Source organism: Geodermatophilus sp. URMC 61 (genome assembly GCF_052931555.1).
In genome coordinates this window covers 2673164-2697111 of sequence record NZ_JBRFHZ010000002.1, presented here as the reverse complement: position 1 = coordinate 2697111, position 23948 = coordinate 2673164, and the positions used below count along the sequence as shown (strand labels likewise).

24 protein-coding genes and 1 riboswitch are annotated in these 23948 nt (G+C 75.3%); of the genes, 11 read left to right on the top strand and 13 right to left on the bottom strand.

Features of this window, described 5'->3' with window-relative positions; translation table 11 throughout:
* Positions 1–12: 12 nt before the first annotated feature.
* Genes ACU610_RS12465 through ACU610_RS12455 form a run of 3 tightly spaced genes read right to left on the bottom strand, consistent with a single transcriptional unit; the run spans position 13 to position 5321 of the window.
* Complete coding sequence (locus ACU610_RS12465) at positions 13–1656, bottom strand: LuxR C-terminal-related transcriptional regulator (protein WP_446768027.1); 1644 nt, start codon at positions 1654–1656, stop codon at positions 13–15.
* A 49-nt stretch (positions 1657–1705) separates the two neighbouring features.
* Positions 1706–4942 (bottom strand): BTAD domain-containing putative transcriptional regulator, encoded by a 3237-nt coding sequence (locus ACU610_RS12460; RefSeq protein WP_446768026.1) that lies wholly within the window; start codon positions 4940–4942, stop codon positions 1706–1708.
* 37 nt (positions 4943–4979) lie between these two features.
* On the bottom strand, positions 4980–5321 hold the full coding sequence (locus ACU610_RS12455) for a darcynin family protein (RefSeq protein ID WP_446768025.1): 342 nt from the start codon (positions 5319–5321) through the stop codon (positions 4980–4982).
* Positions 5322–5359: 38 nt separating this feature from the next.
* Between ACU610_RS12455 and ACU610_RS12450 the strand changes: the two genes are divergently transcribed.
* The 5 genes from ACU610_RS12450 (at position 5360) to ACU610_RS12430 (ending at position 11803) form a co-directional block, all read left to right on the top strand.
* Positions 5360–5944, top strand: coding sequence for a TetR/AcrR family transcriptional regulator (locus ACU610_RS12450; RefSeq protein WP_446768024.1), 585 nt, complete (start codon positions 5360–5362; stop codon positions 5942–5944).
* Positions 5945–6042: 98 nt separating this feature from the next.
* Positions 6043–6663, top strand: coding sequence for a hypothetical protein (locus ACU610_RS12445; RefSeq protein WP_446768023.1), 621 nt, complete (start codon positions 6043–6045; stop codon positions 6661–6663).
* 130 nt (positions 6664–6793) lie between these two features.
* Entirely contained in the window at positions 6794–10042 is a 3249-nt protein-coding gene (locus ACU610_RS12440) for a TM0106 family RecB-like putative nuclease (RefSeq protein ID WP_446768022.1), read from the top strand.
* Between the two features lie 326 nt (positions 10043–10368).
* Positions 10369–10683, top strand: coding sequence for a DUF3303 domain-containing protein (locus tag ACU610_RS12435; RefSeq protein ID WP_446768021.1), 315 nt, complete (start codon positions 10369–10371; stop codon positions 10681–10683).
* Between the two features lie 751 nt (positions 10684–11434).
* On the top strand, positions 11435–11803 hold the full coding sequence (locus ACU610_RS12430) for a hypothetical protein (RefSeq protein ID WP_446768020.1): 369 nt from the start codon (positions 11435–11437) through the stop codon (positions 11801–11803).
* A 94-nt stretch (positions 11804–11897) separates the two neighbouring features.
* Here the strand turns inward: ACU610_RS12430 and ACU610_RS12425 are convergent, their stop codons facing one another.
* The gene (locus tag ACU610_RS12425; protein ID WP_446768019.1) at positions 11898–12410 is read right to left on the bottom strand and encodes an HAD domain-containing protein; all 513 of its coding nucleotides are present in this window, start codon (positions 12408–12410) and stop codon (positions 11898–11900) included.
* Between the two features lie 145 nt (positions 12411–12555).
* Here ACU610_RS12425 and ACU610_RS12420 point away from each other — a divergent pair, with 145 nt between their 5' ends.
* Positions 12556–12843, top strand: coding sequence for a DUF3303 domain-containing protein (locus ACU610_RS12420; RefSeq protein ID WP_446768018.1), 288 nt, complete (start codon positions 12556–12558; stop codon positions 12841–12843).
* A gap of 104 nt (positions 12844–12947) precedes the next feature.
* Here the strand turns inward: ACU610_RS12420 and ACU610_RS12415 are convergent, their stop codons facing one another.
* From ACU610_RS12415 to ACU610_RS12400, 4 genes are read right to left on the bottom strand one after another with little or no spacing between them, the layout of a single operon-like run.
* Complete coding sequence (locus ACU610_RS12415) at positions 12948–13853, bottom strand: carbohydrate kinase family protein (protein WP_446768017.1); 906 nt, start codon at positions 13851–13853, stop codon at positions 12948–12950.
* Entirely contained in the window at positions 13850–14167 is a 318-nt protein-coding gene (locus ACU610_RS12410; protein ID WP_446768016.1) for a type II toxin-antitoxin system VapC family toxin, read from the bottom strand. Before ACU610_RS12410 ends, ACU610_RS12415 begins: the two co-directional genes overlap by 4 nt.
* A 32-nt stretch (positions 14168–14199) precedes the next feature.
* Entirely contained in the window at positions 14200–15621 is a 1422-nt protein-coding gene (locus ACU610_RS12405) for an ADP-ribosylglycohydrolase family protein (protein ID WP_446768015.1), read from the bottom strand.
* A gap of 29 nt (positions 15622–15650) precedes the next feature.
* Entirely contained in the window at positions 15651–16286 is a 636-nt protein-coding gene (locus ACU610_RS12400) for a hypothetical protein (RefSeq protein WP_446768014.1), read from the bottom strand.
* Between the two features lie 217 nt (positions 16287–16503).
* Between ACU610_RS12400 and ACU610_RS12395 the strand changes: the two genes are divergently transcribed.
* Positions 16504–16872 carry a hypothetical protein gene (locus ACU610_RS12395; RefSeq protein WP_446768013.1) on the top strand — a complete coding sequence of 123 codons (369 nt, stop codon included), beginning with the start codon at positions 16504–16506 and terminating at the stop codon, positions 16870–16872.
* Positions 16873–16950: 78 nt separating this feature from the next.
* Here the strand turns inward: ACU610_RS12395 and ACU610_RS12390 are convergent, their stop codons facing one another.
* Positions 16951–17481: a C40 family peptidase gene (locus tag ACU610_RS12390; RefSeq protein WP_446768012.1), complete on the bottom strand. Its 531-nt coding sequence runs from the start codon at positions 17479–17481 to the stop codon at positions 16951–16953.
* A gap of 12 nt (positions 17482–17493) precedes the next feature.
* A riboswitch (cyclic di-AMP (ydaO/yuaA leader) is annotated at positions 17494–17627 on the bottom strand.
* 344 nt (positions 17628–17971) lie between these two features.
* On the opposite strand from ACU610_RS12390, the gene ACU610_RS12385 reads away from it, so the two are divergent.
* The 3 genes from ACU610_RS12385 (at position 17972) to ACU610_RS12375 (ending at position 19442) form a co-directional block, all read left to right on the top strand.
* Positions 17972–18142, top strand: coding sequence for a hypothetical protein (locus tag ACU610_RS12385; RefSeq protein ID WP_175479507.1), 171 nt, complete (start codon positions 17972–17974; stop codon positions 18140–18142).
* Positions 18143–18213: 71 nt separating this feature from the next.
* Positions 18214–19170, top strand: coding sequence for a D-2-hydroxyacid dehydrogenase family protein (locus ACU610_RS12380; RefSeq protein ID WP_446768011.1), 957 nt, complete (start codon positions 18214–18216; stop codon positions 19168–19170).
* A 50-nt stretch (positions 19171–19220) separates the two neighbouring features.
* Positions 19221–19442: a hypothetical protein gene (locus tag ACU610_RS12375; protein WP_446768010.1), complete on the top strand. Its 222-nt coding sequence runs from the start codon at positions 19221–19223 to the stop codon at positions 19440–19442.
* 10 nt (positions 19443–19452) lie between these two features.
* Here ACU610_RS12375 and ACU610_RS12370 read toward each other — a convergent pair whose 3' ends face one another.
* Positions 19453–20352, bottom strand: coding sequence for an SMP-30/gluconolactonase/LRE family protein (locus ACU610_RS12370; RefSeq protein ID WP_446768009.1), 900 nt, complete (start codon positions 20350–20352; stop codon positions 19453–19455).
* Positions 20353–20558: 206 nt separating this feature from the next.
* Between ACU610_RS12370 and ACU610_RS12365 the strand changes: the two genes are divergently transcribed.
* Positions 20559–21527, top strand: a complete 969-nt coding sequence (locus tag ACU610_RS12365) for a TIGR03557 family F420-dependent LLM class oxidoreductase (protein ID WP_446768008.1) — start codon at positions 20559–20561, stop codon at positions 21525–21527.
* A 45-nt stretch (positions 21528–21572) separates the two neighbouring features.
* Here ACU610_RS12365 and ACU610_RS12360 read toward each other — a convergent pair whose 3' ends face one another.
* From ACU610_RS12360 to ACU610_RS12350, 3 genes are all read right to left on the bottom strand, one after another.
* Positions 21573–21938: an STAS domain-containing protein gene (locus ACU610_RS12360; protein WP_446768007.1), complete on the bottom strand. Its 366-nt coding sequence runs from the start codon at positions 21936–21938 to the stop codon at positions 21573–21575.
* 349 nt (positions 21939–22287) lie between these two features.
* Positions 22288–22410: a hypothetical protein gene (locus tag ACU610_RS12355; protein WP_446768006.1), complete on the bottom strand. Its 123-nt coding sequence runs from the start codon at positions 22408–22410 to the stop codon at positions 22288–22290.
* 362 nt (positions 22411–22772) lie between these two features.
* The gene (locus ACU610_RS12350) at positions 22773–23945 is read right to left on the bottom strand and encodes an RtcB family protein (protein ID WP_446768005.1); all 1173 of its coding nucleotides are present in this window, start codon (positions 23943–23945) and stop codon (positions 22773–22775) included.
* Positions 23946–23948: the final 3 nt, after the last annotated feature.

Genomic DNA, 23948 nt, shown 5'->3' with positions numbered 1-23948 from the left:
GGGTCGGTACTCCTACCGAGGGAGCGTCCGCACCAGGTCGTGCGCGTAGGCGTAGGCCGTGGCCGCCGAACGGGACGACAGGCCCAGCTTCGTGAAGATGCTGCTCACGTGGGTGGCGACCGTCTTCTCGCTGATCGAGAGCTCGGTCGCGATGGCCCGGTTGGTCCTGCCCGTCGCGAGCGACGCCAGCACCTCCAGCTCCCGGGCGGTCAGCCCGCCCACCGCACGGTGCGCCGCGTGCGGCGACAGTGCCTCGACCGCGGCCAGATCCGGCCCGGCCGCGAGTTCCCGGAACACCGACCGTGCCGCCTCCAGCTCCAGCTGGGCTCCGGCTTCGTCTCCCGACGACCGGCACGCCAGCCCCGTCAGCACCCGGGCGCGCGCCGCTTCGTACGGTGCCTCCAGCTCGCACCAGTCCGCCACCGCGCGGCGGAGCGCGGTGAGGGCGGCGCGCGTGTCCCCCTCGGCCAGGAGGACCGCGCCGGTCGCGTGCAGGGACAGGGCGCGCAGCCAGGGCGACCTCCACGCGGACGCGAGCGCCGACAGCTCGTCGGCCGCTGCGCGTGCGGCGACGGCGTCACCACCGGCGAGCGCGACCTCGACGTACGGGGCGAGCAGCCTCGACCGCGTCACCGGGTCCTCGGCCTCGTCCAGGACGCAGCGCAGCGCGGGGAAGGCTTCGCGCACGCGGCCCTGCACGAGCCGCAGCTGCGCCAGACCCGGTTCCGGCTGCCGTCCCCACCGGTGGGCCTGCCGGTACGCCTCCTCGGCTTCGGCGAACTCACCCCGGAGCCGGTGGAGCTCGGCCCCTAGATAGCGCGCGGCACCGAGGACCGCCGGGGTGGGCCGGGCGAGCCGGTCGCAGGCCCGCTGCACCTCGAGGCCGGCGTCCGACCACGCCCCGCGCAGCAGCATGAGCTCGGCCCGGTGCACCAGGCACTGACCGCGGTAGAGCACGAGCTGCGGCTGGGCCTCGCACCAGCGGCTGAGCGCCGCGGTCCACTCCTGGGCCCGGCGGACGTCGAAGACCTGCTGGCACCCCTCGATCACCGTGCAGTAGAGGTCGCCGACCGCGGGCGGGGACACCTCCTGCGCCGTGACCGCCACCATCGCGTCGTCGAGCAGTGCCATGCCCTCGGCGATCTGCCCGAGGTAGATGAGGCAGCGGCCCTGACCGGCCCGGGCCAGCGCGCCCAGCTGAGGGTCGGAGAAGCGGTCGCCGACTCCGGCGGCCTCGGCGAAACCCGCGCGGGCGCCGGCCGGATCTCCCTCGAACACCGAGCGGAGGGCGGCGGCATAGCGGAGGTACCCCTGTTCGACGCAGTCCCGGGCGCTCTCGTCGAGCAACCGTCGGGCCCGGTGGATCCAGCCGCCGCCGCGGGCCAGCCGGCCGTCGTTCACCAGGATGAAGGCCGACCAGAACGCACAACGGCCGGCGCGGACGACGTCGCCGAGCCGGAGGCAGCGGTGGTGGGCGCGCGCCCAGACGTCGACGCTCTCCTCGATCCTGCCGGTCAGGAACGCAGCGACCGCGAGCCGCTCGAGGTCCTCGACCTCGAGCGGTACCTCGGAATCCGCGGCCGACAGCTGCGACCACGCCTCTCCCCAGGCCCGCCGTCCGAACGACTCACGGCCCCGATCGACCGCACCGACCACGGGTCCAGTCTCGCGCCGTCCCGATCTCCCTGGCGCGGCTCCCGCGCCGTCAGAGGCCGACGCCGGCCAGCTGCGCGGCCAGCTCGCGCCGCACCCGGTCGGCGCCGCGCCGGGCGGCGGCCGCGGCGTCCGCTTCCCCGAGGGCCTCGGCGACCGCGGCCAGCGCGTCGTCGACCGGGCCGACCACCAGCGTGCCGGAGTCCAGCCCGCCGATCCGCCCGGCCCACGGCAGCAGCTCCTCGCGTGCCTGCCGCGCGGTCGCGAGGTCGCCGAGCCGGGCGGCGGCGTGCGCGCGCAGCGTCGTGGCGGCCAGCCAGTAGTAGTCCCGGCTGATCGGACGGCGCAGCTGCCAGGCCGCCCGCGCCTCGTCCTCCCGGCCGGCGTCGAGCAGGCCGAGGACGACGGCGTCGGTGAGCGCGCCGGGCATCGCGCCGTGCAGCCACGCCAGCTCCCCGGCCACCGGCGCGAGGTCGCCGCGGGCGAACCCGGCCGCGAACCGGCCGATCAGCGCCATCAGCCCACCGTTGGTCGCGCCGGTCTCGGCCAGGTGCGCCGCGACCTGCTCGTAGCGGACCTGCCCCTCGTCGTACCGGCCGGCCAGCACGAGCAGCGCACCGTCGAAGATTTGCAGCGCGCCGAGCAGGTGGCCCAGCTGGCCGGTGTCGGCCAGGGCGACCGCGGTGTCGACGTGCCGGCGGGCCGCCGCGAGGTCGGTGTGCGCCGCGGCGGCGAGGAACAGCAGCCAGTGCGCCACGGCCTGGTGGTCGGTGAGCCCGGCCGCGGTCGCCACCGCCCGCAGCTCCTCGGCCAGCGGCTCCCGCTCGGCGGCCAGGTGCGGACCCAGCGCGGCGAAGGCCCGCACGTTGAGCGCCGCGCACAGCAGCCGCGGCGCGCCGTCGACGGCGTGCACCCGCCGGGCCAGCTCCAGCGCCTGCGCGCTGGCCGCGTCGGTGCGGTCGTCGTCGACGCCCTCGACCTCGCGCACCAGCGCCACCAGCAGCCGGCAGCGCACGTCGTCAGGCAGGTCCTCGCCGGCCGGTGTCTCCAGCAGCTCCAGCAGCGGGTCGAGCAGCTCGGGGTCCTGCGCGCCGTCGTCGCGGACGGTCCACACCAGCGGCGCGTCCCAGGCGGCGAGCGCGGCGACCAGCAGGTCGCGCCGGCCCAGCCGCCGGGCGGTGCGGACGGCGTCCCGCTGCTGGGTGCGGGCGGTGACGGCGTCGCCGGCGCGGGCGTGCGCGGGGATCGACGGCAGCAGCACCGCCAGCTCCTCCTCCCCGCCGGTCCGGCCGGCCAGCTCCAGCAGGCGTAGCGCCGACGCCCACTGCCGCGCCTCCTCCGCCGCGGCGCCCAGCCGCCCGGCCTCCCGCGCCGCGGCGACGACGAAGGGGACGGCGTCAGCAGCGGTGCGCGGCCCGGCGGCGGCCACGGCGTGGTGGGCCAGCGTCGCGGCGTCCACCCCGGCCTGCTCGCGCAGCACCGCCAGCGCGGTGGCGTGCACCCGGGCGCGGCGCAGCAGTGGGGTGTCCTCGTAGAGCACGTCGCGCACCAGGGCGTGGGTGAAGCGCACCCGGCCGGGCGCCGGCTCGTCGAGCAGGCCGGCCAGCACCGCGGTCTCCAGCGCGTCCAGCAGCTCGTCGACGTCCCGCCCGGCCACGGCCGCGAGCACGTCCACGTCGACGTCCCGGCCCAGCACCGCGGCCTGGCGCAGCGTCGTCACCGCCGCGCCGGGCAGCCGCTCGACGCGGCGGCGCAGCACGTCCCGCAGCCCGGCCGGCACGCCGGTGCGCGCGGCGCCCCGGCCCTCGGCCACCAGCAGGCGGGTGAGCTCGCGGACGAACAACGGGTTGCCGTCGGTGCGCTCGCGCAGCAGCCGCAGCTCCGCGGGCCCGGCGTCCTCCAGCCCGTGCTGCCGGGCCAGGACGGCGATGCCCTCGTCGTCCAGCCCCCGCAGCTCCAGGTGCCGCGCCCCGGTCGAGGCCAGCGCCGCGCGGGTGGCGGCCAGCGCCTCACCGGCCTCGGCGTCCCGGTGGGTCGCCAGCACCAGCAGCGGCGAGCCGGCCAGGGAGTCCACGACCTGGCGCAGCAGCTGCAGGGTCAGCTCGTCGGCGCGGTGGACGTCGTCGAGCACGACCAGCAGCGGCTGCTCCCGGGCGGCCTCGCGCAGCCGGTCGGCGACCGCCCGCGCCAGCCAGAAGGCGGTGCCCTCCTCGAGCGGGGCGGCACCCAGCGCGCGGGTGATCTCGGTCCACGGCCAGGCCGGGGGAGCGCCGTCCACCTCGGGGCAGCGTCCGTCGACCACCCGCCAGCCGTCCTCGCGCAGCCGCGCCGCGGCGGCCTCGACGAGCGTGGTCTTGCCCGCGCCGGCCTCGCCGGCGATCCACACGAGGCGGGCACCCCCGGCGGCCAGGTCGAGCAGCCGGCGCAGTTCGGCGGTGCGACCCGGCGACGGCGGGGGAGGAGGCGCCGGGACCGCGGGCAGCGGCGCACTGCGCGGGCCGGGCAGGTCCAGCGCCGGCACCTGCCCGAGGATCGCCGTCTCCAGGTCGCGCAGGCCGTGGCCCGGGTCGATGCCGAGCTCCTCGGCCAGCTGCTCCCGGGCGCGGCGCAGCACGGTGAGCGCATCGCCCTGCCGGCCGCTGCGGTAGAGCGCCAGGGCGAGCAGGCGCACGGCCTCCTCCCGGTCGGGGTGGTCGTGCAGGTGGCGCTCCAGCTCGGGGACGACGGCCGCCGCCCGCCCGAGCGCCAGGTCGGCGTCGGCGCGCAGCTCCACGGCCACCAGCCGCAGCTCCTCCAGCCGCGCCACCTCGGGCGCGGCCCAGGCGGCATCGCCCGACCCGGCGTAGGCCGGACCGGACCAGCAGGCGAGCGCCCGCTCCAGCAGCTCACGCCGGGCGGCGACGTCGCCGGTGGCGGAGGCCCGGGCGACGAGGTCCTCGAAGCGCCAGGCGTCGACGGCCTCCCGGGGCAGCTGGAGGCGGTAGCCCGGCGCCACGCTGACCACGACGGTGGCCCCGGACCGTCGTCCGACGGACGGCTCCAGGGCCCGGCGCAGCCGGGAGACGTGCACCTGCAGGGCGGCGAGGGCCTTGGGCGGGGGCTCGCCGTCCCAGAGGTCCTCGACCAGCCGGTCGGTGGAGACGACGTGTCCACCGGCGAGCACGAGGCGGGCGAGGACCGACCGCTGCCGCGGACCGCCCAGCGCCGCCGGCTGCCCGGCGACCGTGGCCTGCACGGACCCGAGGACGGACACCTCGACGGATGGGACCTCGGGGGCGGGAGCAGCCATGGCGCGCCGAACCTACTGCCCGGCGCGGCGCTGCGGTTCACCCCTCAGGGCGCGTGTGGTCGCGGAAGCCCTCTTCGATCCCGACGAGCACCCGGTCGAGCCGGAACAGGGGAGTGGCGAACAGGGACGTGTCCCTCAGCGCCTCGACCAGCCGGTTCCACTCCCGGAGGTCGTCGGTCTCGGCGACCAGGACGTCGGAGGACTCCGCGCTGAACGCCTCGACGTCGACCCACCGGACGCGGACCGCCGGATGGGCGGCGAGCACCGGGGCGACCTCGCGCTCGACGAGTTCGTCCCGTTCCTCGCGGGACTTCGACAGCCAGGCCGGCAGGGCGGTGAGGTGGAGGAAGGCCAGGTGGTGCAGTCCGGGGTCGGTCATGGCGGGACCATAGATGTAGCGATCGCTACACTCAAGGGGTGCCCCGCCCTCTCGACGTCCGCCGCCGCGAGGAGCTGCTCGCCCGCGCCCTGCCCTATCTGGCAGAGCGCGGCGTGGCCGGCCTCTCGCTGCGCCCGCTGGCCGCGGCCCTCGGGACCAGTGACCGGATGCTGCTGCACCACTTCGGCGACAAGGAGTCCCTGGTGGGACGTCTGCTGGAGTGGTCGCGCCCCGACGTGGCGGCGCTCACCCGGGAGGAGGGGGACGTGGCCACGCTCGCCGGTCGACTGTGGGCCGACCTGGTCGGTGGGGGTCCGCAGCGACCGCGGGTGCGGCTGCTGCTCGAGGTCATGGCCCTGGCGCTCACCCGGGGCGGCAGCTACCGGCAGTTCGCGGTGGCCGCGGTGCACGACTGGGTCGCCCCGATCGCCGCGGCACTGGTCCGCGACCTGGGTGAGGACCCCGCATCGGCCGAGGCCCGCGCCACCCTGCTCGTCAGCGGCTTGCGCGGGCTGGCGCTGGACCGCTTCGTCACCGGCGACGACGCCCGGACCGACCGGGCCGCGGCTCTGCTGATCGCGGCCGCGACCCGACTCCCCGAAGCCCCGCACGACCGCCGCTGAGCACGCCCGGACGCACCCCCTGTCCCCCTACCCTCGGGGAGGTGCGGCAGCTCGATCGCGCAGCTCCTGCCCCACGGCGCCGGCGGCCCCGATGGGAGGTGGCCATCGCCACCGCCGCCGCGGCCCTGTGCGCGAGCAGCCTGGTGGCCCTGGCGACAGCGGACGACCGCCTCACGAGCGCGGACCCGACCGCTGCGGCCACGACCGGCAGCGCGACCTCGGCGCCGCCTGTTCCCTCCCCGGTCGAGGAGTCGGCGCCGGCCCCGCCGCAGACGGTCGACGGCCTCATCGCGGACCTGGCGGCGCGACCGGACGCTGCCGGCCCGGCCGGCCCGCTGCTGCGGGACGGGCTGCGGGGTCTCGTGTCGGAGGACGAGGGCGTGCGCCAGCGGTCGGCCCTGCAGGTGCTGTCGATCGTGACCAGTGGTGAGGCGCTCGACCCCCGGTACGCCACCGCGAGCCGGCTGGCCCTGTTCCGGACGATGACCGGCCTGGCGCCGGGGCCGTCGGCGCCGGCCGGACCCCCGTCCTGCCTCGAGGTCCGGCAGGGGACGCCGCCCCCGGTGGTGCAGGGGTACGCGCGGCAGATCGTCGACCGGCTGCCGGCCTGGCAGGCCGACGGGTTCCCGGCCGAGGAGACCGCACGCCTGCGGGAGCTGATCACGCCCGTGGCGGCCGGGCAGGCGACCCTCGGTCTGCGTCCGTGCCCGGGTCGGTGACCCCCTCGGCGCGGGAACCCCGCGGGCGCCGGTGCAGGTGGCAGGGTCTGCTGCGCTCCACACCCAGCACCACGGGGGAACCTTGCGCCACCTCACGCCCGCCGTCGTCCGCCCCACGGAGGCCTGAGCCGTGTACCGCGTCGACGGGCGGCTGGTCCTCAGCCCCAGCGACCTGACCCGGCACCAGGAGTGCCACCACCTCACCGCCCTCAACCTCGCGGTCGCCGACGGCCGGCTGCAGCCCCCGGCGGAGGGGGTGAGCGACCAGACCGTGCTCGTCGCGGACCTCGGCATCGCCCACGAGCTCAGCTACCTGGAGTCGCTGGAGGAGCAGGGGTTCACCGTGGCGCGCCTCCAGGGCAGCCGGAACGAGGCGGCCACGCTCGAGGCGATGCGCGCCGGCGTGGACGTCGTCCACCAGGCGACGCTCTTCGACGGCACCTGGGGCGGGCAGGCCGACTTCCTGCTGCGCACGGAGCAGCCGTCCGAGCTGGGCGAGTGGTCCTACGAGGTCGCCGACGCCAAGCTCGCCCGCCGGGTCAAGGTGCCGGCGCTGCTGCAGATGGCCACCTACGCCGACCGGCTCGCCGTCCTCCAGGGGTGCACGCCCGAGCGGCTCTACGTCGTCACCGGCGACGGTGCGCAGCGTCCGTGGCGGCTGGTCGACGTCGCCGCCTACGCCCGCCGCGCCCGCGCCCGGCTGCAGGGCTTCGTCGCCGACGTCCCGGTCACCGGGCCCGTGCCCATCGCCCACTGCGACCAGTGCACCTGGCAGCCGCGCTGCACCGCCGAGCTCCGGGAGAGCGACGACCTCAGCCTGGTCGCCGGTATGCGCCGCGACCAGCGCGCCGCCCTGCTGGCCGCCGGCATCGCCACGCTGACGGAGCTCGCGGACGCCCCGGACCAGACGCTCAAGGCCGCCGGTCTCGGCCGGGCGGCGCGGACCCGGCTGCGCGACCAGGCCCGCGAGCAGCTGCGCGGCCGCGAGGCCGACCGGCCCACCCGCACGCTGCTGCCACCGCTGCTGGCCCAGGGGCTGCTGCGGCTCCCCGAGCCCAGCCCCGGCGACCTCTACCTCGACTTCGAGGGCGATCCGCTGTCCGGCGACGGCCAGGGGCTGGAGTACCTGGCCGGCCTCGGCGACCGGCAGGGGCGCTTCACCGCCCTCTGGGCGCACGACGCCGCCGGAGAGCGGCGCATGGTCGAGGACCTGGTCGACCGCGTCGTCGAGGCCTGGCGCGCCGACCCCGGCATGCACGTCTACCACTACGCCGCCTACGAGGTCAGCGCCCTCAAGCGGCTCACCGGGCGGTACGGCGTCCGGGAGGCCGAGCTCGACCAGCTGCTGCGCGCCGGGCGGTTCGTCGACCTGCTGCCCGTCGTCCGCCAGTCGATGCGGATCAGCAAGGAGTCCTACTCGATCAAGAAGGTCGAGGCCTTCTACGGGCGCGAGCACACCGGTGACGTCGCCGACGCGATGAGCAGCGTCGTCGAGTACGAGAAGTGGCTGATCGACCGCGACCCGGCCCGCCTGCAGGCCATCGAGGACTACAACCGCGACGACGTCGACTCCACCCGCGAGCTGCACGACTGGCTGGAGTCCCAGCGGACCGAGCTGGGGGAGAGGTACGGCGTGCTGCCCCGGCCGTCGGCGGCCGAGGTCGCCACCCCGGCGCCGCGGTCGGACGCCGAGGCCGCGGAGTTCGCGCTCGTCGAGCGGCTCCGGGACGCCGGCCACCCTCTCCTCGGTGACCTGGTGCAGTGGCACCGCCGCGAGGCCCGGCCCGGGTGGTGGGAGTTCTTCTCCCGCAGCGAGCTGGAGGACGAGCAGCTCGTCGAGGACCGCACCGCACTCGGCGGGATCTCCGGCGGGTTCGAGGTCGGCACCGAGAAGCGCAGCAAGCTCTACGAGTTCTACTTCCCGCCGCAGGACACCAAGCTGTCGGTCGGCGCCCGGGTCGTCGACGTCGACACCCGCGTGCGCATCGGTGAGGTCCGCGAGATCGACGCCGTCGCCGGGCGGGTGGTCGTGAAGAGCACCAAGCCCCCGGCGTCGGCCCGCGGGCTCGGCCCCGAGGGCCCGCTGGACGACAAGGCCATGCGCGAGGCGATCGCCGCGACCGCGGACGCCGTCCTGGCCGGGCGGTCCTGCCTCGGGCAGCGGCTGCTCGACCGCGTCGTCCCCGCGGACACCCGCCGGCTGCCGGGGGAGGAGGCCGGCGACGCCGTCGTCCGGCTCGGCCTGGCGCTGGACGGCGAGGTGCTCGCGGTGCAGGGGCCGCCCGGCAGCGGGAAGACGCGGGCGGCGTCCCGGCTGATCCGCGCGCTGCTCGACGCCGGCAAGAAGGTCGGCGTCACGGCGACGTCCCACGCGGTGATCGGCAACGTGCTGAGCGCGGTCGGCCGGCCGGCGCTGCAGAAGTGCGAGGAGCACCAGGCCTGCGGCGCGCCGGGCGTGGAGTGGTCGAAGGACTCGGCCGACGTGGCCGCGCAGCTGCTGGACGGGACGGCGTCCCTGGTCGGCGGGACGTCGTGGTTCTGGTGCCGGGAGGACCTGGCCGAGGCGGTCGACGTCCTGGTGGTCGACGAGGCCGGGCAGTTCTCTCTCGCCAACGCGGTGGCGGTCGCGCGGTCGGCCCGCTCGCTCGTGCTGCTCGGCGACCCGCAGCAGCTCGCGCAGCCGACGCAGGCCGTGCACCCGGGGGAGTCGGGGCTCTCGGCGCTGGAGCACCTGCTCGACGGGCACCTCACCGTGCCGGAGGACCGCGGCGTCTTCCTCGACCGGACCTACCGGATGCACCCGGCGCTGACCGCGTTCGTCTCCGACCTGGCGTACGAGGGCCGGCTGGAGTCGGCGCCCGGCCGCGAGCGGATCGCGGTCGACGGCTGGTCCAGCGGGCTCGCCGTGCGGTTCGTGGCGCACGCGCAGCCGTCGATGGCGGCGTCCCCGGACGAGGCTTCAGCGGTCGCCGGGCTGTGGCACTCGCTGCAGGGCGTGGGCTGGACCGACGCCGCAGGGGAGCGTTCCACGATCGGGCCGGACGACGTGCTGGTGGTCGCGCCGTACAACAACCAGGTCGCGCTGATCCGGCGGGCGCTGCCGCACGGCGCGCGGGTCGGCACGGTGGACAAGTTCCAGGGGCAGGAGGCGCCGGTCGTCGTCTACTCGATGACGTCGACGTCGGCCGAGGACGCGCCCCGCGGCGTCTCGTTCCTCTACGACCTGCACCGCCTCAACGTCGCGGTGTCGCGCGCCAAGGCGCTGGCCGTCGTGGTGATGAGCGAGGAGCTGCTGGACGCGGCCGTCCGGACGCCGGAGCAGCTGCGTCAGGTCAACGCGCTCTGCCGGCTGGTCGAGATGGCGAGCGTGGTGCGCTGACGTCCGACCGAGGAGACGCGACGGCCCGGGCTTCAGGACCGCCAGGGGTCGATGAGGTCGACGCCGGTGCCGATGACGTCCCGGGTGGGACGGACAGCTCGACGCCTCCCGCATCGCCGAAGTGCTCCAGCAAGGTGGAGAACAGGTCGGCGGACGGCTTGGCTTGGCTGACCGGGCCGCGCGGGCGTGGTCGCATCCGGTGAGCGGGTCGTGTCGACGCGTCGGGGCGGTGGCGTGCGTCCGCTGATCGTCCTCGTCGTCCTTGCGTCACGTCTGTGCTCCTCGGGAGTCTCGCCACTCGCAGGACGTCCAAAGGGGAGAGCGACATGAAGTACGTCGTGACGTGGCGGGAGCGGCCGACCGGCTCGGTCGCGGAGTACGAGGCCGCGCAGGAGCGGGTCCTCGAGATCTTCTCCGGGTTGGAGACGCCGGAGACGCTGATGTTCCACCAGTTCGTCGTCCGCGTCGGCGAGTTCGGCGGGTACGCCGTCGTCGAGACCGACGTGCCGGCCGACCTGCAGTACCTCGCCACCGTCTACGCGGGCTTCTCCTTCACGGTCGAGCCGGTGATGGACGTGATGGACGCCGTCGCCGCCGAGACGCGCGGGATCGAGTACCGGGACGCGCTGCGGAGCCGGTAGCGGCAGACGTCTCGAGCCGGATGCACGGGGCCGGGGCGCCCAGCCGGCCACGTCGATGCTGGGTCAGCTCCAGGGCGCCGTCCCCGACCGGAGACGTTCGGCGATCGGCCGGACGTCGTCGGGCCCCCTGCAGCGATCGACATGACGAGCTCGAGGGCCTCGTCGTCCGACAGGGTCAGCTGCAGCCCGTCCAGGCCGGAGAAGGCGATGGTCGCGGCCAGCGGGAGTCGCTCGTTGCCGTCCACCGACGGGCGGTTGCGAGCGATCGAGTGCAGCAGTGCCGCTGCCTCGTCGTGGATGGAGGGGTAGGGCGTCCGCACCGAACGCCGTCGACCGCGGTCGTGCGGCTGCGGACTCCAGCGAACCGATGTCACGCACCCCGGACGTCCCCGGCGTCCGCCTCGCGACGGGCAGCAGGTCGTCCAGGTCGAGGTCGATCACCGACCGAGTCGCTCCAGGGCCTCGGTGCAGCGGGGCTGTGCACGACGTCCGGGCGGGGGGGCACGGACGGGGCGGCGCTCGGCACCCACGGGAGCGGTCGACGCGTAAGCTCCCCGCTCCACACGGGCGGCCTGTACGCCAGCGGAGGGCCCGTAGTCACTGCCGAGTCGTCCGGAAGCCCAGTCACATGGCCGACAACAGCTCGCACCCCGTTGACCGACACCGGCACGCCCACCGAGCAGCGGCACGGGGTCACCGCACACGCCTCCTGGTCACCGTCGGCGTCCTCCTCGTCGTCGCGCTCGCTGCCGTGCTCGTCCTCTCCACCGGGGACCGGCCCGACGACGCGGTCGCTGGTCAGACCGTCGCGTCCGCACCCGCCGCCGGGAGCACGACGCCGGCCAGCCCGCCTGCCACGACAGCGGCCCCGACCACCAGCGAGACCGCGGCCGCGTCCGACGTCCCCAGCACCTTCGTCGACGCGATGAGTCAGATCGGCATCCCGCTGGACCCCCACACGGGCTGGGTCGTCGCCCAGGGGATCTGCGTCCGCCTGGGGCAACCCCAGTACGACCAGTTCCGGATGTCCGAGGGTGTCGAGCGGTTGTTCCCCTCGGTGCCTGACGAGCAGGCCCACGAGTTCGTGGCCATGGTGGCCGAGTCGGTGTGCCATCTCTGATCCCCGCGTGGTGTGGTGGCCTCGGCCCTGTTCGTAGGCCCGGCCGGGGGCAGGGGCGGCGGCATCGCGATGCACGGCGCGCTCGAAGCGCCCCTCACAACCACGCCTCGATCTCGTCCAGCTGTTCGTGCGTCAGCCCGACGAACAGGTCCGGTGCGATCACGAGCACGTGCGGACGGGCGGCCAGCCACTCCCCGGTGTCGGCAGCCTGCTCGGCGAGGTCGTCGTCGATCCAGATGATCCGCCGGTCGGGCTCGGCCGCGGCGACCGCCTGGGCGATGGTCAGCTTCCACCACCCCGACCGGCCGCCGAACACGCCGGAGAACCCGGTCGGCGCGAAGTCGCCGCGGGCGTGGGTGACCAGGCCGCGGGGGAGCCCCATCGGCTCGGCCAGCAGCCGGTCGGCGTCCGTCGTCCAGGTGGTCAGCCACTGGATCTCCACCCGGCCGGACTCGTGCAACTCCCGCAGCCGCGCCGTCACGGTCGGGTCCCAGGTCAGCACGTAGCCGTTGAACCTGCCCCGCTCCCAGCCGTCGGGGAGGTCCAGGCGCGCCGCGTTGAGCACGCCGTCGACGTCCAGCAGCAGGATGGGGACGTCCGAGGGCATGTCCCCATCCTGCTGCGGCAGCGCCGCCGCGTGGCCCGCACGCGTCGCCGGTCGGCCGAGCGCGTCCGGGTCGTCCTCCTCTGGTGCGGCCGCTCCGCCTCTCGGGAGCCTCGATCTGCCACACGGCGTCCGAGGGGAGAGCGGGATGAAGTACGTCGTCACCTGGCGGGAGCGGCCGACTGCGTCGGCCGCGGAGTACGAGGCAGCGCAGACGCGGGTCCGCGAGGCCTTCTCCAGGGGGCGGCTGCCGAGGAGCCTCACCTTCCACCGGTTCGTCGCCCGTGTCGGTCTCGGCGGGTACGCCGTCGTCGAGACGGACGAGCCGGCCGACCTGCAGTACCTCGCCACCGCGTACGAGCCCGCCTCCTTCACGGTCGAGCCGGTGGTGGACGGGCTGGACGCCGTCGTCGCCCAGGCGCGCGGAGTCGGGTAGCGGTCCCGCATCGGTTCGCGCGTGGCGTCAGCGGTGGGGAGGGCCGATGGTGGTCCGGTCCGTGCACCGGCTCCTCGCGACCTGATCCGCTGACCCCGCGACGGTCAGGACGGCGGCTGGCCGCCGACCACACCGGCGACCACCGCGGCGGCCGCGTGACCGGTCCGGACGGCGTCCGGGACGGCGACCCCGGCGCGCCAGCCGGCCAGCACCCCGGCCACGAACGCGTCCCCGCAGCCGGTCGTGTCGCCCAGCCGCCCCTCCGGCAGCGGCTCGACCGGCACCTGCTCCGTGCCCGCCCGCGTCACCACCCGGGTCGGCCGCGCGCCGGCGTGCACCAGCACCGACCCCGGCGCCCACGGCGGCAGCCCGCCGTCCAGCCCGAGCACCGCGGCCTCGGCGGCGTTGCAGAAGAGGAGGTCCGGCCGCAGCCCCGCGACCAGCTCCACGTAGGGGGCGACGCCGTGACGCTCGATGCGGGTCGCGGCGGCGACGTCCACGCTGACCGGTAACCCGGCGTCGCGCGCCAGGGACGCGGCCGTCCGCAGTGCTCCCGGGAAGCGCAGCAGGTCGTAGCCGTCCAGGTGGACGACGGCCGCGCCGGTGAACCACTCCGTGCGGACGTCGGCCGGCTCCAGCGCGCCCTCCCCGCGGTCGGTGAGCAGCGTGCGTTCGCCGTCCGGGTGCACCAGCACCGTCGACAGCGGCGCCCGGCCGCGGCGCACCACGGCGATCCCCACGCCGCGCCGGACCAGGCCGGCCAGCAGCCCGTCGGCGAGCGGGTCCGCACCGGCCCAGCCCGCCAGCCGGGCCGGCGCACCGAGGCGGGCCACGCCGGCCGTCACGTTGGCCGGGGCGCCGCCCGCCGTCGTCGTCCGCACCACGCGCTGCTGCCCGCCGACCACCAGGGGTGCGGACAGCTCGAGCAGCTGGTCGGCGACGAGCTTGCCCAGCGCCACCACCGGGCCCCGCCCGGCCGGGCGGGGCCAGTCCAGGTCGGTGGGCGTCACGACGAGGTGGTGGCCACCGCGCACCGGATCCCGGGCGCCCGTGCCGACCTCGGGTCCGCGGTGCGCAGGGTCGCGCCCAGCAGGTCGGCGAGCGCGAGGTACACCGCGTCGTAGGTGCCCACCGCGTCGCGCAGGTCCAGCGTCCGGTCGAGGAGCAGCTCGTGCGCGTGGCGGGCGATGGCGAGGTCCCTGAGGTCGCGGAGGGACGCCCGTCCCTCGTCGACGGTCGAGCGGCCGGAGCGGACCCACCGGCGGATGGCCGAGGTCGCCTCCACGTCGAGCAGGTGGGGTGCGTGGGCCTCCTGGGTCCGCAAGGCGTCCCGGGCAGCGTCCCCGGCCGGGCCGCTCACCAGGAGCCCGGCGACGACGACCGACGGGCCCGCTCCAGCCGGGCCAGCGCGGCGGTGAAGCTGTCGTTCCAGAGGCCGAGGTGCGGCCACCGCTCGGCGACGTACGCCGTCGCCTCCTGCGCGGTCATCCCCCGCTCGCGCACCAGCCAGGCCCGCAGCACCAGCCCGGTCCGCGAGGCGCCGCCGTGGCAGTGCACCAGCAGTCGGTGGCCCTCGGCGCGCAGCGCGGCCATGTCGTCGAGGACCTCGGCGAGCACGGCGTCGAGGTCGGCGTTGTGGTCGTCGTCGGAGAGGTAGGCCATCCGGTGTGTCCGGTGGGGGAACGGCTCGCCCAGCCGGCACAGCGAGATGACGGCGAAGTCCTGCTCGCTGTAGCGGGCGCCGTCGAGGTTGCCCGCCCAGATGCCCGGCAGCACCTCCTGCGGACCGATCCGCGGGATCACCCCGGCGTCGTAGCTCTGCTGCGCGCCGCCGTCGAGCGCTGCCGCCAGCTGCTGCAGGTCGGCCAGCCGCCACACCGCCTCGCCGTGGCCGGGGATGCGCCCGTGGACGACGGACGACCAGCGCATCGGGATGCCGCCCATCCCGTACACCGCCCCGGCCAGCCCGCCGGCGACCGCGGCGACGGTGTCGGTGTCCCCGCCCAGGTCGACCACCAGGCGGAGCACCTCGGCGAACGACGTCCCGCGTCGCAGTGCCCACACCGCCTGGCCGAGCGTCGGCCACACCGCGCCGTTGGGCATGCCGGGCTGCGGCGTCCAGTCGGGCGCGAGCACCGCCGCGTACCGCTCGCGGTGCTCGTCGGCCACCGCCTCGAGCGCCGCAGGGACGGCGGCCAGCGGGTCGCCGCCGTCGAGCGCGACCCGCACCAGCTCGTGGAAGACCGCGCAGCCCTCGCCGGCGGCGGGGTCGCCGTGGGTCAGCGCCGAGATGCGCCGGGCGGCGTCCGTGGTGGCCTCGCGCCCCTCGCGGGCGAACCGGATGGCGGCGGGCGTGGTGCGCATCAGGGAGCCGTTGCCGGCGGCCCGCCCGGTGCGCCGGAAGTGCTCGTCCGCGGCGGTGTCCCACGGCAGGCCGGAGCCGAGGACGGCGCGGGTCTGGGTGCCGATGTCCGGCGGGTCCGCCTCCGCCCAGCGCAGGAAGCGGTCGAACAGGTCGGCCTCGTCGAGCCGGCCGCGCTCTCCCAGCGACGTCGCGACGAGCAGCGCCAGCTGGGTGTCGTCGGTGAACTCGCCGGGCTCCCAGCCGAGCGTCCCGCCGCCGCACATCTCGGTGTGCGCACCGCGGGCCGGGGTGGGGAACCGGGCGGAGAACCGCCCGGGCGGGCCGAACTCGAAGGGTGCGCCGAGCGCGTCGCCGACGGCCGACCCGACCAGCGCGCCGGCGACGCGGGAGGAGCGGTGCACGCGCGGGGTCACCCGAGCACCCTGCCGCGCCGGCCCGCCCATCAGGCGCTGACCTCCTCGTGCGTGTTCACCCCGGGGATGCGCCGCACCGACCCCCACCCGAAGCGGGCCCACACGACCAGCAAGCCGGCGCCGACGAGCGAGCCGAGCGTGTCGCGGAAGAGGTCGCCGTTGGTGTCGTCGTTGTCCTCGGAGAGCTCGGTCCCGAACCACGCGTCCGACCGCCACTCGAAGAGCTCCCACAGCGCCCCGACGGCGATGCCCAGGGCCGCGGTCACCACGGCGATGCCCACGTAGTGCCGGAGGTGCGTCTCGTCGCGGGGGTCCGGGACGACGTCCAACCGGGCCAGGCCGATGTAGACCACCGGGGCCGTGAGCATCGGCAGCGTGAAGTGCACCAGGTCGTCGAAGCGGACGAACTGGTCGTACAGGCCCAGCGTCTCGCCGAACCCCTGCAGCGCCATGCCCAGGGTCAGCGACAGGTCGTAGAGCCGGGGCAGGTTCACCGCCCGTGCGACGAGGGTGATGCTGCCCAGTGCGGCCAGCAGCGCAGCCGACCCCCACTGCCCGTCCGCCGCGTACACCACGGCCCCGGCGAGGATGACCAGCCGGAGGACGTCGATGCCGTCCCTGATCCACGGGGTCCAGTCCCCCAGCAGCAGCGTGCGCCTGTCCACGTCACCGACCTAACCGGACCGAGCGGGGGAGTCGCACAGCGACCGCCGGGGACGGTGCCCGGCTCGCCGCTGACGACGCTGCGTCACCGGGCTCCGTCGTCACCCACGCGACCGGGGGACGACGGTGTCTCCGGCGCGCGCACCGGAACGTCCCGGTGCTGCACTGTCCCCGGCCGGTGCAGCACCGCCGGGGGGCACCGCGGGACAGGAGGACGCCGTGACCGATCGCGAGCTCGGGCCGACCGCCGCGCGCAGCAGTCGGACGACCCTCTGCACGAGCCACGCTCCCGGCCACGCCGTCCAGCCCACCCGCGTGCTGCTCTGCGACAGCAGTCCTGACGATGTCTGGACGCCGGTCGTCGTCATGGGCGCCGTGGGCGACGAGCTCACCGTCGCCTGCGGCGCGGAGCTCCGCCGCTACCGCAACCACGAGACCGGCCGGCTGCTGGACCTGGCCGACACCACCGGGCCCGACGCGCTGCTCAACGAGCGGTACGGCCTGCTCTTCCTGCGCACCTGGCCGCAGGACGCCGCATCGGTGTTCTCGCTGCAGCCGGCCGACCAGCCGCCGCACCCCTGCGGCTGACCGCCGTCGAGATCGCCGATCTCGCCCGTCCACAGCGTCGTGGCCGTGCGCGGTCGGCGATCTCGACGTGGGAACGGGTCAGGCGACCCGGCGGGCGCCCGCGTAGCTCGGCATGGAGTCGAGGTTCATGACCTGGACCGGCTTGCTGGAGTTGAGCGCGTGCACGATCTGGCCGTTGCCGACGTACATCGCCACGTGCGAGACCGGGCTGTAGAAGAACACCAGGTCGCCGGGCTGCAGGTTCGCCTTGGACACCGGGGTGCCGACCGTCGACTGCGCCTTGGACGTGCGCGGGAGGGAGACGCCGGCCGCCTTGTAGGAGAAGGTGGTCAGCCCCGAGCAGTCGAAGGAGTTCGGGCCGGTGGCGCCGTACACGTACCGGTCACCCACCTGGGCGAGCGCGGTGTTGACGGCGGTCTGGGCGGCGCCGCTGGCCGCGGCGGCCGGGGCCGCGGCGACAGCCGGGGCCGCCGCGAGGGCCTGACCGGTCGCGCCACCGACAGCGGCCGAGGCGGGGAGGGGGGCGAGGGTGATCCCGGCGCCGGCGATGGCGGCGACGGCGACACCCCGGAACGAGCGACGAGCGAAGGACGTGCGGGCAGTCGTCATCGACGACGGTTCTCCTGTTCTCCACGACCGCCTACCGGGTTAGCTGACGGGTTCGGACGGGGGAGTCGCCCGGCGCGACGAGGTCGCGCTTCACCCCAGTGCTGCGGTGGGTCCCCGGCCTGCGCACGGGTCATCGACCAGTGCACGGTTCGGCGGCGCCCGGCGGGTGTCGCAAGGTCAGCGACGTGGGCCCTCCGGACGGCGACCGAGGCTAGGTGGGTCCTTCGGCCCTGTACAAAGCACGGACCGGGGTGCCACAGGGTGTTCGGCGCGGACCGCGACACGCCGAGCTGACCACCACGGACGCCGCTGACGGGCCGTCGGCCCGCGCGGCAAACGTGCTGGTCAGAACGTTATGAAAAAGTTTCACTTTCAACGGAGCGCCTGTGCACAGCGTGCAGACCCATGCGCGGACAGCTCTGGCGTCGTCGTGGTTGGGGTGGGTCCTCGCCGGGCACGACCAGAGCCAACCGACCCAAGGAGGAACACCATGGCCGGCATGCTGAGGAAGGTCCTGGCCTCGGGGATCGCGGCGAAGGTCATCCAGGAGGCCCGCAAGCCGCAGAACCAGGCCAAGATCAAGGAGTTCATCGCCAAGATGGGCGAGCAGAACAAGAAGCAGGGCGGCGGCCGGGGCTACGGCCGCGGTCCGGTGCGCTGAGCGCCCGCCGCTGACCCGACGGCGACCCCCCGCTCGCTCCGGGTGGGGGGTCGCCGCCATGCTCGGGGACCGTGCTGCGCATCGCCGTCCTCGACGACTTCCAGTCCGTGTCCGGCAAGTTCGCCGACTGGTCGCGCCTCCCCGAGCAGGCCGAGGTCGTCGCCTTCGCCGACCACCTCGACGACGAGGACGCCGTCGCCGAGCGGCTGGCCGGGTTCGACGTCGTCGTCGCCATGCGCGAGCGCACCCCGTTCCCGCGCGGCCTCCTCGAGCGGCTCCCGCGGCTGCGGCTGCTGGTCACCACCGGCTCCCGCAACGCCGCCATCGACGTCGCCGCGGCGGCCGAGCGCGGCGTGACCGTCTGCGGCACCGGCGCCCACCCCACCGGCCCGGTCGAGCTGACCTGGGCGCTGATCCTCGCCGTGGCCCGGCACGTCCCCGAGGAGGACGCCGGGGTGCGGGCCGGCGGCTGGCAGCGGACCGTCGGCACCGACCTCGCCGGCGCCCGGCTCGGCGTCGTCGGCCTCGGCCGGCTCGGCACCCGCGTCGCCCGCATCGGCCAGGCCTTCGGCATGGAGGTCGTCGCCTGGAGCCAGAACCTCTCCGACGAGCGCGCCGCCGAGGCCGGCGTGCGACGCGTCGACCGGGACGAGCTGTTCGCCACCGCCGACGTCGTCACCGTCCACCTGGTGCTCTCCGAGCGCACCCGCGGTCTGGTCGGCCGCGACGAGCTCGCCCGGGTGAAGCGCACCGCGATCCTGGTCAACACCTCGCGCGGACCGGTCGTCGACGAGGCCGCGCTGCTCGAGGCGCTGTCCCAGGGCCGCCTCGCCGGCGCCGGCCTCGACGTCTACGACCGCGAGCCGCTGCCCGCCGCCTCGCCGCTGCGCAGCGCGCCGCGCACCGTGCTCACCCCGCACCTGGGCTACGTTACCCGCGACACCTACCGCGTCTTCTACGGCGACGCCGTGGACGACGTCGCCGCCTTCCTCCGCGGCGAGCCGGTCCGCGTCATCGCACCTGCGTGACCAGTGCCGGGCCCGGGTACGGACCCGGGCCCGACACGAGGAGGTCAGCGATGACCGAGGGCAACATGACCGGCCGTCCCCACGGTGGGGTCAACGAGCCGCAGGACGACGTCCTCCCCGGCGAGCGGCCGGAGAAGGACCTGGTCGGGCCGCCGTCCCAGCAGGAGGGGCCGCGGGCGGCGCGGGACGGCGAGATGTCGACCAGCCCCGGGGAGACCGGCAGCGGGGTCCCCGACACCGACAACCCGCTCGGCGGCCGGACCAGCAGCTGAGCCGGCGGGGCTACGGCCGCCCGGCGCGGGGGACGTCGACCTCGGTCGCGACCAGCACCGCCTCGCGCACCGGCGCCCGGTTGTGCTCGTAGAAGTCCGGCGCGCAGCACATCAGCAGCGTGCGGCCGTCGTCCCCGCCGAGCATGCAGGCGAAGACGCCGAGCCCCTCGGGCGCGGCGACCTCGTCGACGACCGCGCCGCCCTCGGCGACCCGCACCACCCGGCCGCCGACCGCGTCGGCCGCCCAGACGTGTCCCTCGGCGTCCAGCGCGCAGCCGTCGGGCGCCACCGCCAGCTGGCCCAGCACCTCCTCGGTGGTGCGGCCGGTGACCTCCGGCCCGAGCGGCGCCCACACGCGCCGGTCGGTCAGCGCGCCGTCGGCGCCGAGGTCGAAGGCGGTGTACCGGTTGCCGAGGGTCTCCCCGACGACGAGCGTGCCGCCGTCCGGGGTGATCACCATGCCGTTGGGGAACTGCAGCCCGTCCGCGGCGACCGACACCGTGCCGTCGGGGTCGACGCGCTTCAGTGACGCCGTCCGCGCGTCCCCGCCACCCATCAGGTCGAAGCCGAAGTCGCCGACGAACACCTGCCCGCCCTCGGTGACCACGAGGTCGTTGAGGTGCCCGCCGCAGTGCTCGGTCAGGTCGGCGTGGGTGGACAGGGTCCCGTCGGCGTACCGCAGCACGCGGTGGTCCTTCATCGACACGACCACCAGCGACCCGTCGGGCAGCCAGCCCAACCCCGAGGGCTGGCCCTCCACCTCGACGACGACGGTCTCCGCGCCGTCCGGCGTCACCCGGCTGACCGTGTGCCGGTAGAAGTCCGACACCCACCAGGTGCCCTCGTGCCAACGCGGGCCCTCGAAGAACCCGCCACCCTCCAGGACCGTCCTGAGCTGCTGCTCCGCCATGGCCCGGGACAGTAGGTGACGCCGGTCACGCACCGGCGCGGAGGTCTGGACGACGCCGTCGCGGGAGCCGGGAACCGCTCGGGTCGGCCTGCCGCGCGGGTGTCGTCGGCCTGCTGGCCGGACCGGGCGGTCCGGCGTGCCGTTTCCGCAGCTGACCGGCCGGGCAGGCCCTCGCGGACCCGCACCCGACAGTGAGGACGACCACCATGCAGGTCGGCTACAAGCTCGCGACCGAGGCCTTCGGACCGGAGGACCTCGTCCGCCAGACGGTCCGCGCCGAACAGGCGGGCTTCGACTTCGTCGAGATGAGCGACCACTTCCACCCGTGGCTCGACGTCCAGGGCCACAGCTCGTTCACCTGGTCGGTGCTCGGGTCGATGGCGGCGAGGACCGAACGGATCGGCCTGGCCACCGGCGTGACGTGCCCGATGATCCGCTACCACCCGGCCGTGATCGCCCAGGCCGCGGCGACGGTGCAGATCCTCTCCGGCAACCGCTTCACCCTCGGCATCGGCTCCGGCGAGCGGCTCAACGAGCACGTCGTGGGCGCGGGCTGGCCGCCGGTGCGGAAGCGGCACGAGATGCTCCGCGAGGCGCTGGAGATCATCCGGTTGCTGTGGCAGGGCGGCTACCGCTCCTACGACGGGCGGTACCTCCAACTGGAGGACGCCCGCCTCTTCGACCTGCCCGACCAGCTGCCCGTGATCGCGGTGGCCTCCGGTGGGCACAACGCCTCGGTTCTCGCCGCCGAGCTCGGCGACGGGCTGTTCGCCACCGAGCCGCGCAGCGACCTGGTCGAGGCCTACACCGGCGCCGGCGGGAACGGGCCGCGGTACGCCGAGGTGCCGATGGCGTGGGCGCCCGACGAGGACTCCGCCGTCCAGGCCGCCCTGGAGACCAGCCGCTGGGCGCTCACCGGGTGGAAGGTGATGAGCGAGCTGCCGAACCCGGTCAACTTCGACGCGGCCAGCGCCACGGTGAAGCCCGAGGACATCCGGCAGCAGTTCTCCATCGGCCCCGACCTCGACGCGCACGTCCAGAAGGTGCAGCCCTACGTCGACGCCGGTTTCGACCACGTGGTGCTGCAGAACACCGGCCCCGACCCCGACGGCTTCCTGGAGGTCTGCGAGCGTGAGCTCATCGACCGGGTGCGTGCACTGACCCCGTCGTCCTGAGCGCCCGGGCGGACGTCCCCCCGCGGGGAACGTCGGCCCAGGCGCTCAGGCGGCGTCGACGGGGGAGCGGTCGGCCTGGGGGTCCAGCAGGCCGGCCATGCCGGTCAGCCGCAGCAGCCGGACGGTGAACGGCGACGGGGAGGCCAGCCGCAGCGTGCAGCCGCGGTCCTCGGCCAGGGCGGCGCTCGCGGCGAGCACCCGCAGACCCTCGGCGTCGCAGAAGGTGATGCCCGCGGCGTCGACGGTCCAGCAGCGGTGGTCGGTCAGGCTGAGCGCGTACAGCGCGTCGCCGAGCCGGTGGGCGACCAGACGGTCGAGCTCACCGGCAGCGGTCACGCGACCGGTCTGCAGGTCGATGGACAGCAGCAGCGGACGCTCGAGCGTCTGCTGCGGGATGACACGTGCGCGCATGGTGCTCCCCTCTGGGGGACACCGGTCGACAGCTGAGCCACCGGATGGCGCCCCTACGGACGTGCGCGTCCGGGCCAGCTCTTCGACCCTGTTTGCGACGTTAACAGCACCCGGGCATGTTGGCTGGTGCACGATGAGATGGCCCACCACCGGTCCGTGTCGACACGCCGAGCCCGGTGCCGGCGCGCCCGCAGCGGAGTGGGGCCGGACCCTCGTGCCCTCGGCGCGGGGACTCTCCCCCTGCCCACCACGCGAGGCAGGGGGAGAGCGTCCCCGGGGACGCTCAGGGCCCCCGGGACATGGGCCGGCCGGCGTCCGCGGGTGCGGACGCCGGCCGGTGTGGTGCGGGTCAGGCCCGGTCGGTGCGGGGCCGGTAGGGCGCGCCGGGGTTGAACACCTCGAGGGTGTGCTGGTCGAACCGGCGGATCCAGGACCTGATCGTGCGAGCGGTCCGCGTGCTGCGGGATGGCATGGGTGTCCTCCTGTCGTCCTCCGGGCGTGCGTCGCCCGGGGCGGCGGTTCGTGGGTGGGCCGACCGGCGGGCCGGCAGTGGGCGGCGGCGCGTCGGCGCGCACACGTGCTCACGCACGGCGGACGACGGCGTCGGGGTCAGCTGCGCCCGGCGTCGTCGCGGGGCGCGGTCACCGGCGCGTGCGGGCGCCGGCACCAGGGGGCAACGTGCCGGCAGGGGTCGTCGTTCCGCGACCCCGCTCACGCACCCGGACGTCGGCCGAGGCGACCCCCCCGGAGGCTCACCCCCGAGCCTGCGAGCGCTGAGACCTGCGAGCGCTGCGAGCACGGGGTCCTTCCACGGTCGGGGTGGGGCGGCCCTTCTCAGTCGCCCTTGACGTTGACCACCTGGCGCAGCGTGTGTCGCACCTCCACCAGGTCGGAGGCGTCTGACATGACCTGGTCTATCGGCTTGTACGCGTCGGGGTGCTCGTCGAGGAACGCGTCCGAGTGACCCCAGGCGATGCCCTTCATGCGCCGGTCGAGGTCGGCCCGGGTGAACATCCGCCGTGCGGCACCGCGCGAGTGGTTGCGGCCCGCTCCGTGCGGCGCCGACATCAGGGACTCGACGTTGCCCTTGCCGACGACGACGTAGGACGCCGCGCCCATCGAGCCGGGGATCAGCCCCCACTCGCCGGCCCGCGCGGAGATGGCTCCCTTGCGGGACAGCCACACCTCGGTGCCGTAGTGCGTCTCCCGCTCGGTGTAGTTGTGGTGGCACTGCACGACCTGCGCGCGGTGCACCTCCTCGGTCCGGCCACGCCCACCGAGGAACCGCGACACCTGCTCGGCGAGGCGGTCCATCATCTCCTCGCGGTTGAGCGCGGCGAACCGCTGGGCCCAGTGCAGCGCCTCGATGTAGGCGTCGAACTCCGCCGTCCCCTCCTCGAGGTAGGCCAGGTCGCGGTCGGGCAGGTCCATGCCGGCACAGCGGTCCTGCGCCACCCGGATGTGCTTGGACGCCAGCCGGTTGCCTATGCCGCGCGAGCCGGAGTGCAGGAACAGCCACACCCGGTCGTCCTCGTCGAGGCACACCTCGATGAAGTGGTTGCCCGAGCCGAGTGAGCCCAGTTGCAGCGGCCAGTTGTGCGCGACACCGTCGGCCTGTGCCGCACCGGGCAGGTCGCGCAGCTCCTCGACCCGCGCCGCCGCCGTCTCGCGCAGCTTCCTGTTGTAGCGGCCGGCCGACAGCGGGACCGCCCGGGAGACCTGCCCGTGCAGCGTGGCCAGGTTGCGGCCGCGGAGGTCGTCACCGGTGAACTGGGTGCGCACGGCCATCATCCCGCAGCCGATGTCGACCCCGACCGCCGCCGGGATGATCGCCCGGTCGGTGGGGATCACCGAGCCGACGGTCGCACCGAGCCCGAGGTGCGCGTCGGGCATCAGCGCCATGTGCGGGTGGATGAACGGCATCGAGGCCGTGCGCTCGGCCTGCATGCGCGTGGTCGGCTCGAGGATCGACGCCCAGTTCAGGAGGCGGTCGCTGATCTTCTCCATGTC

Coding starts and splice junctions, on each gene's coding strand:
- ACU610_RS12375 (WP_446768010.1), top strand. CDS start 19,221: ATGACCGAGGGCAACATGACCGGCCGTCCCCACGGTGGGGTCAACGAG.
- ACU610_RS12365 (WP_446768008.1), top strand. CDS start 20,559: ATGCAGGTCGGCTACAAGCTCGCGACCGAGGCCTTCGGACCGGAGGAC.
- ACU610_RS12385 (WP_175479507.1), top strand. CDS start 17,972: ATGGCCGGCATGCTGAGGAAGGTCCTGGCCTCGGGGATCGCGGCGAAG.
- ACU610_RS12435 (WP_446768021.1), top strand. CDS start 10,369: ATGAAGTACGTCGTGACGTGGCGGGAGCGGCCGACCGGCTCGGTCGCG.
- ACU610_RS12460 (WP_446768026.1), bottom strand. CDS start 4,942: ATGGCTGCTCCCGCCCCCGAGGTCCCATCCGTCGAGGTGTCCGTCCTC.
- ACU610_RS12420 (WP_446768018.1), top strand. CDS start 12,556: ATGAAGTACGTCGTCACCTGGCGGGAGCGGCCGACTGCGTCGGCCGCG.
- ACU610_RS12455 (WP_446768025.1), bottom strand. CDS start 5,321: ATGACCGACCCCGGACTGCACCACCTGGCCTTCCTCCACCTCACCGCC.
- ACU610_RS12425 (WP_446768019.1), bottom strand. CDS start 12,410: ATGCCCTCGGACGTCCCCATCCTGCTGCTGGACGTCGACGGCGTGCTC.
- ACU610_RS12360 (WP_446768007.1), bottom strand. CDS start 21,938: ATGCGCGCACGTGTCATCCCGCAGCAGACGCTCGAGCGTCCGCTGCTG.
- ACU610_RS12390 (WP_446768012.1), bottom strand. CDS start 17,481: ATGACGACTGCCCGCACGTCCTTCGCTCGTCGCTCGTTCCGGGGTGTC.
- ACU610_RS12350 (WP_446768005.1), bottom strand. CDS start 23,945: ATGGAGAAGATCAGCGACCGCCTCCTGAACTGGGCGTCGATCCTCGAG.
- ACU610_RS12355 (WP_446768006.1), bottom strand. CDS start 22,410: ATGCCATCCCGCAGCACGCGGACCGCTCGCACGATCAGGTCCTGGATC.
- ACU610_RS12370 (WP_446768009.1), bottom strand. CDS start 20,352: ATGGCGGAGCAGCAGCTCAGGACGGTCCTGGAGGGTGGCGGGTTCTTC.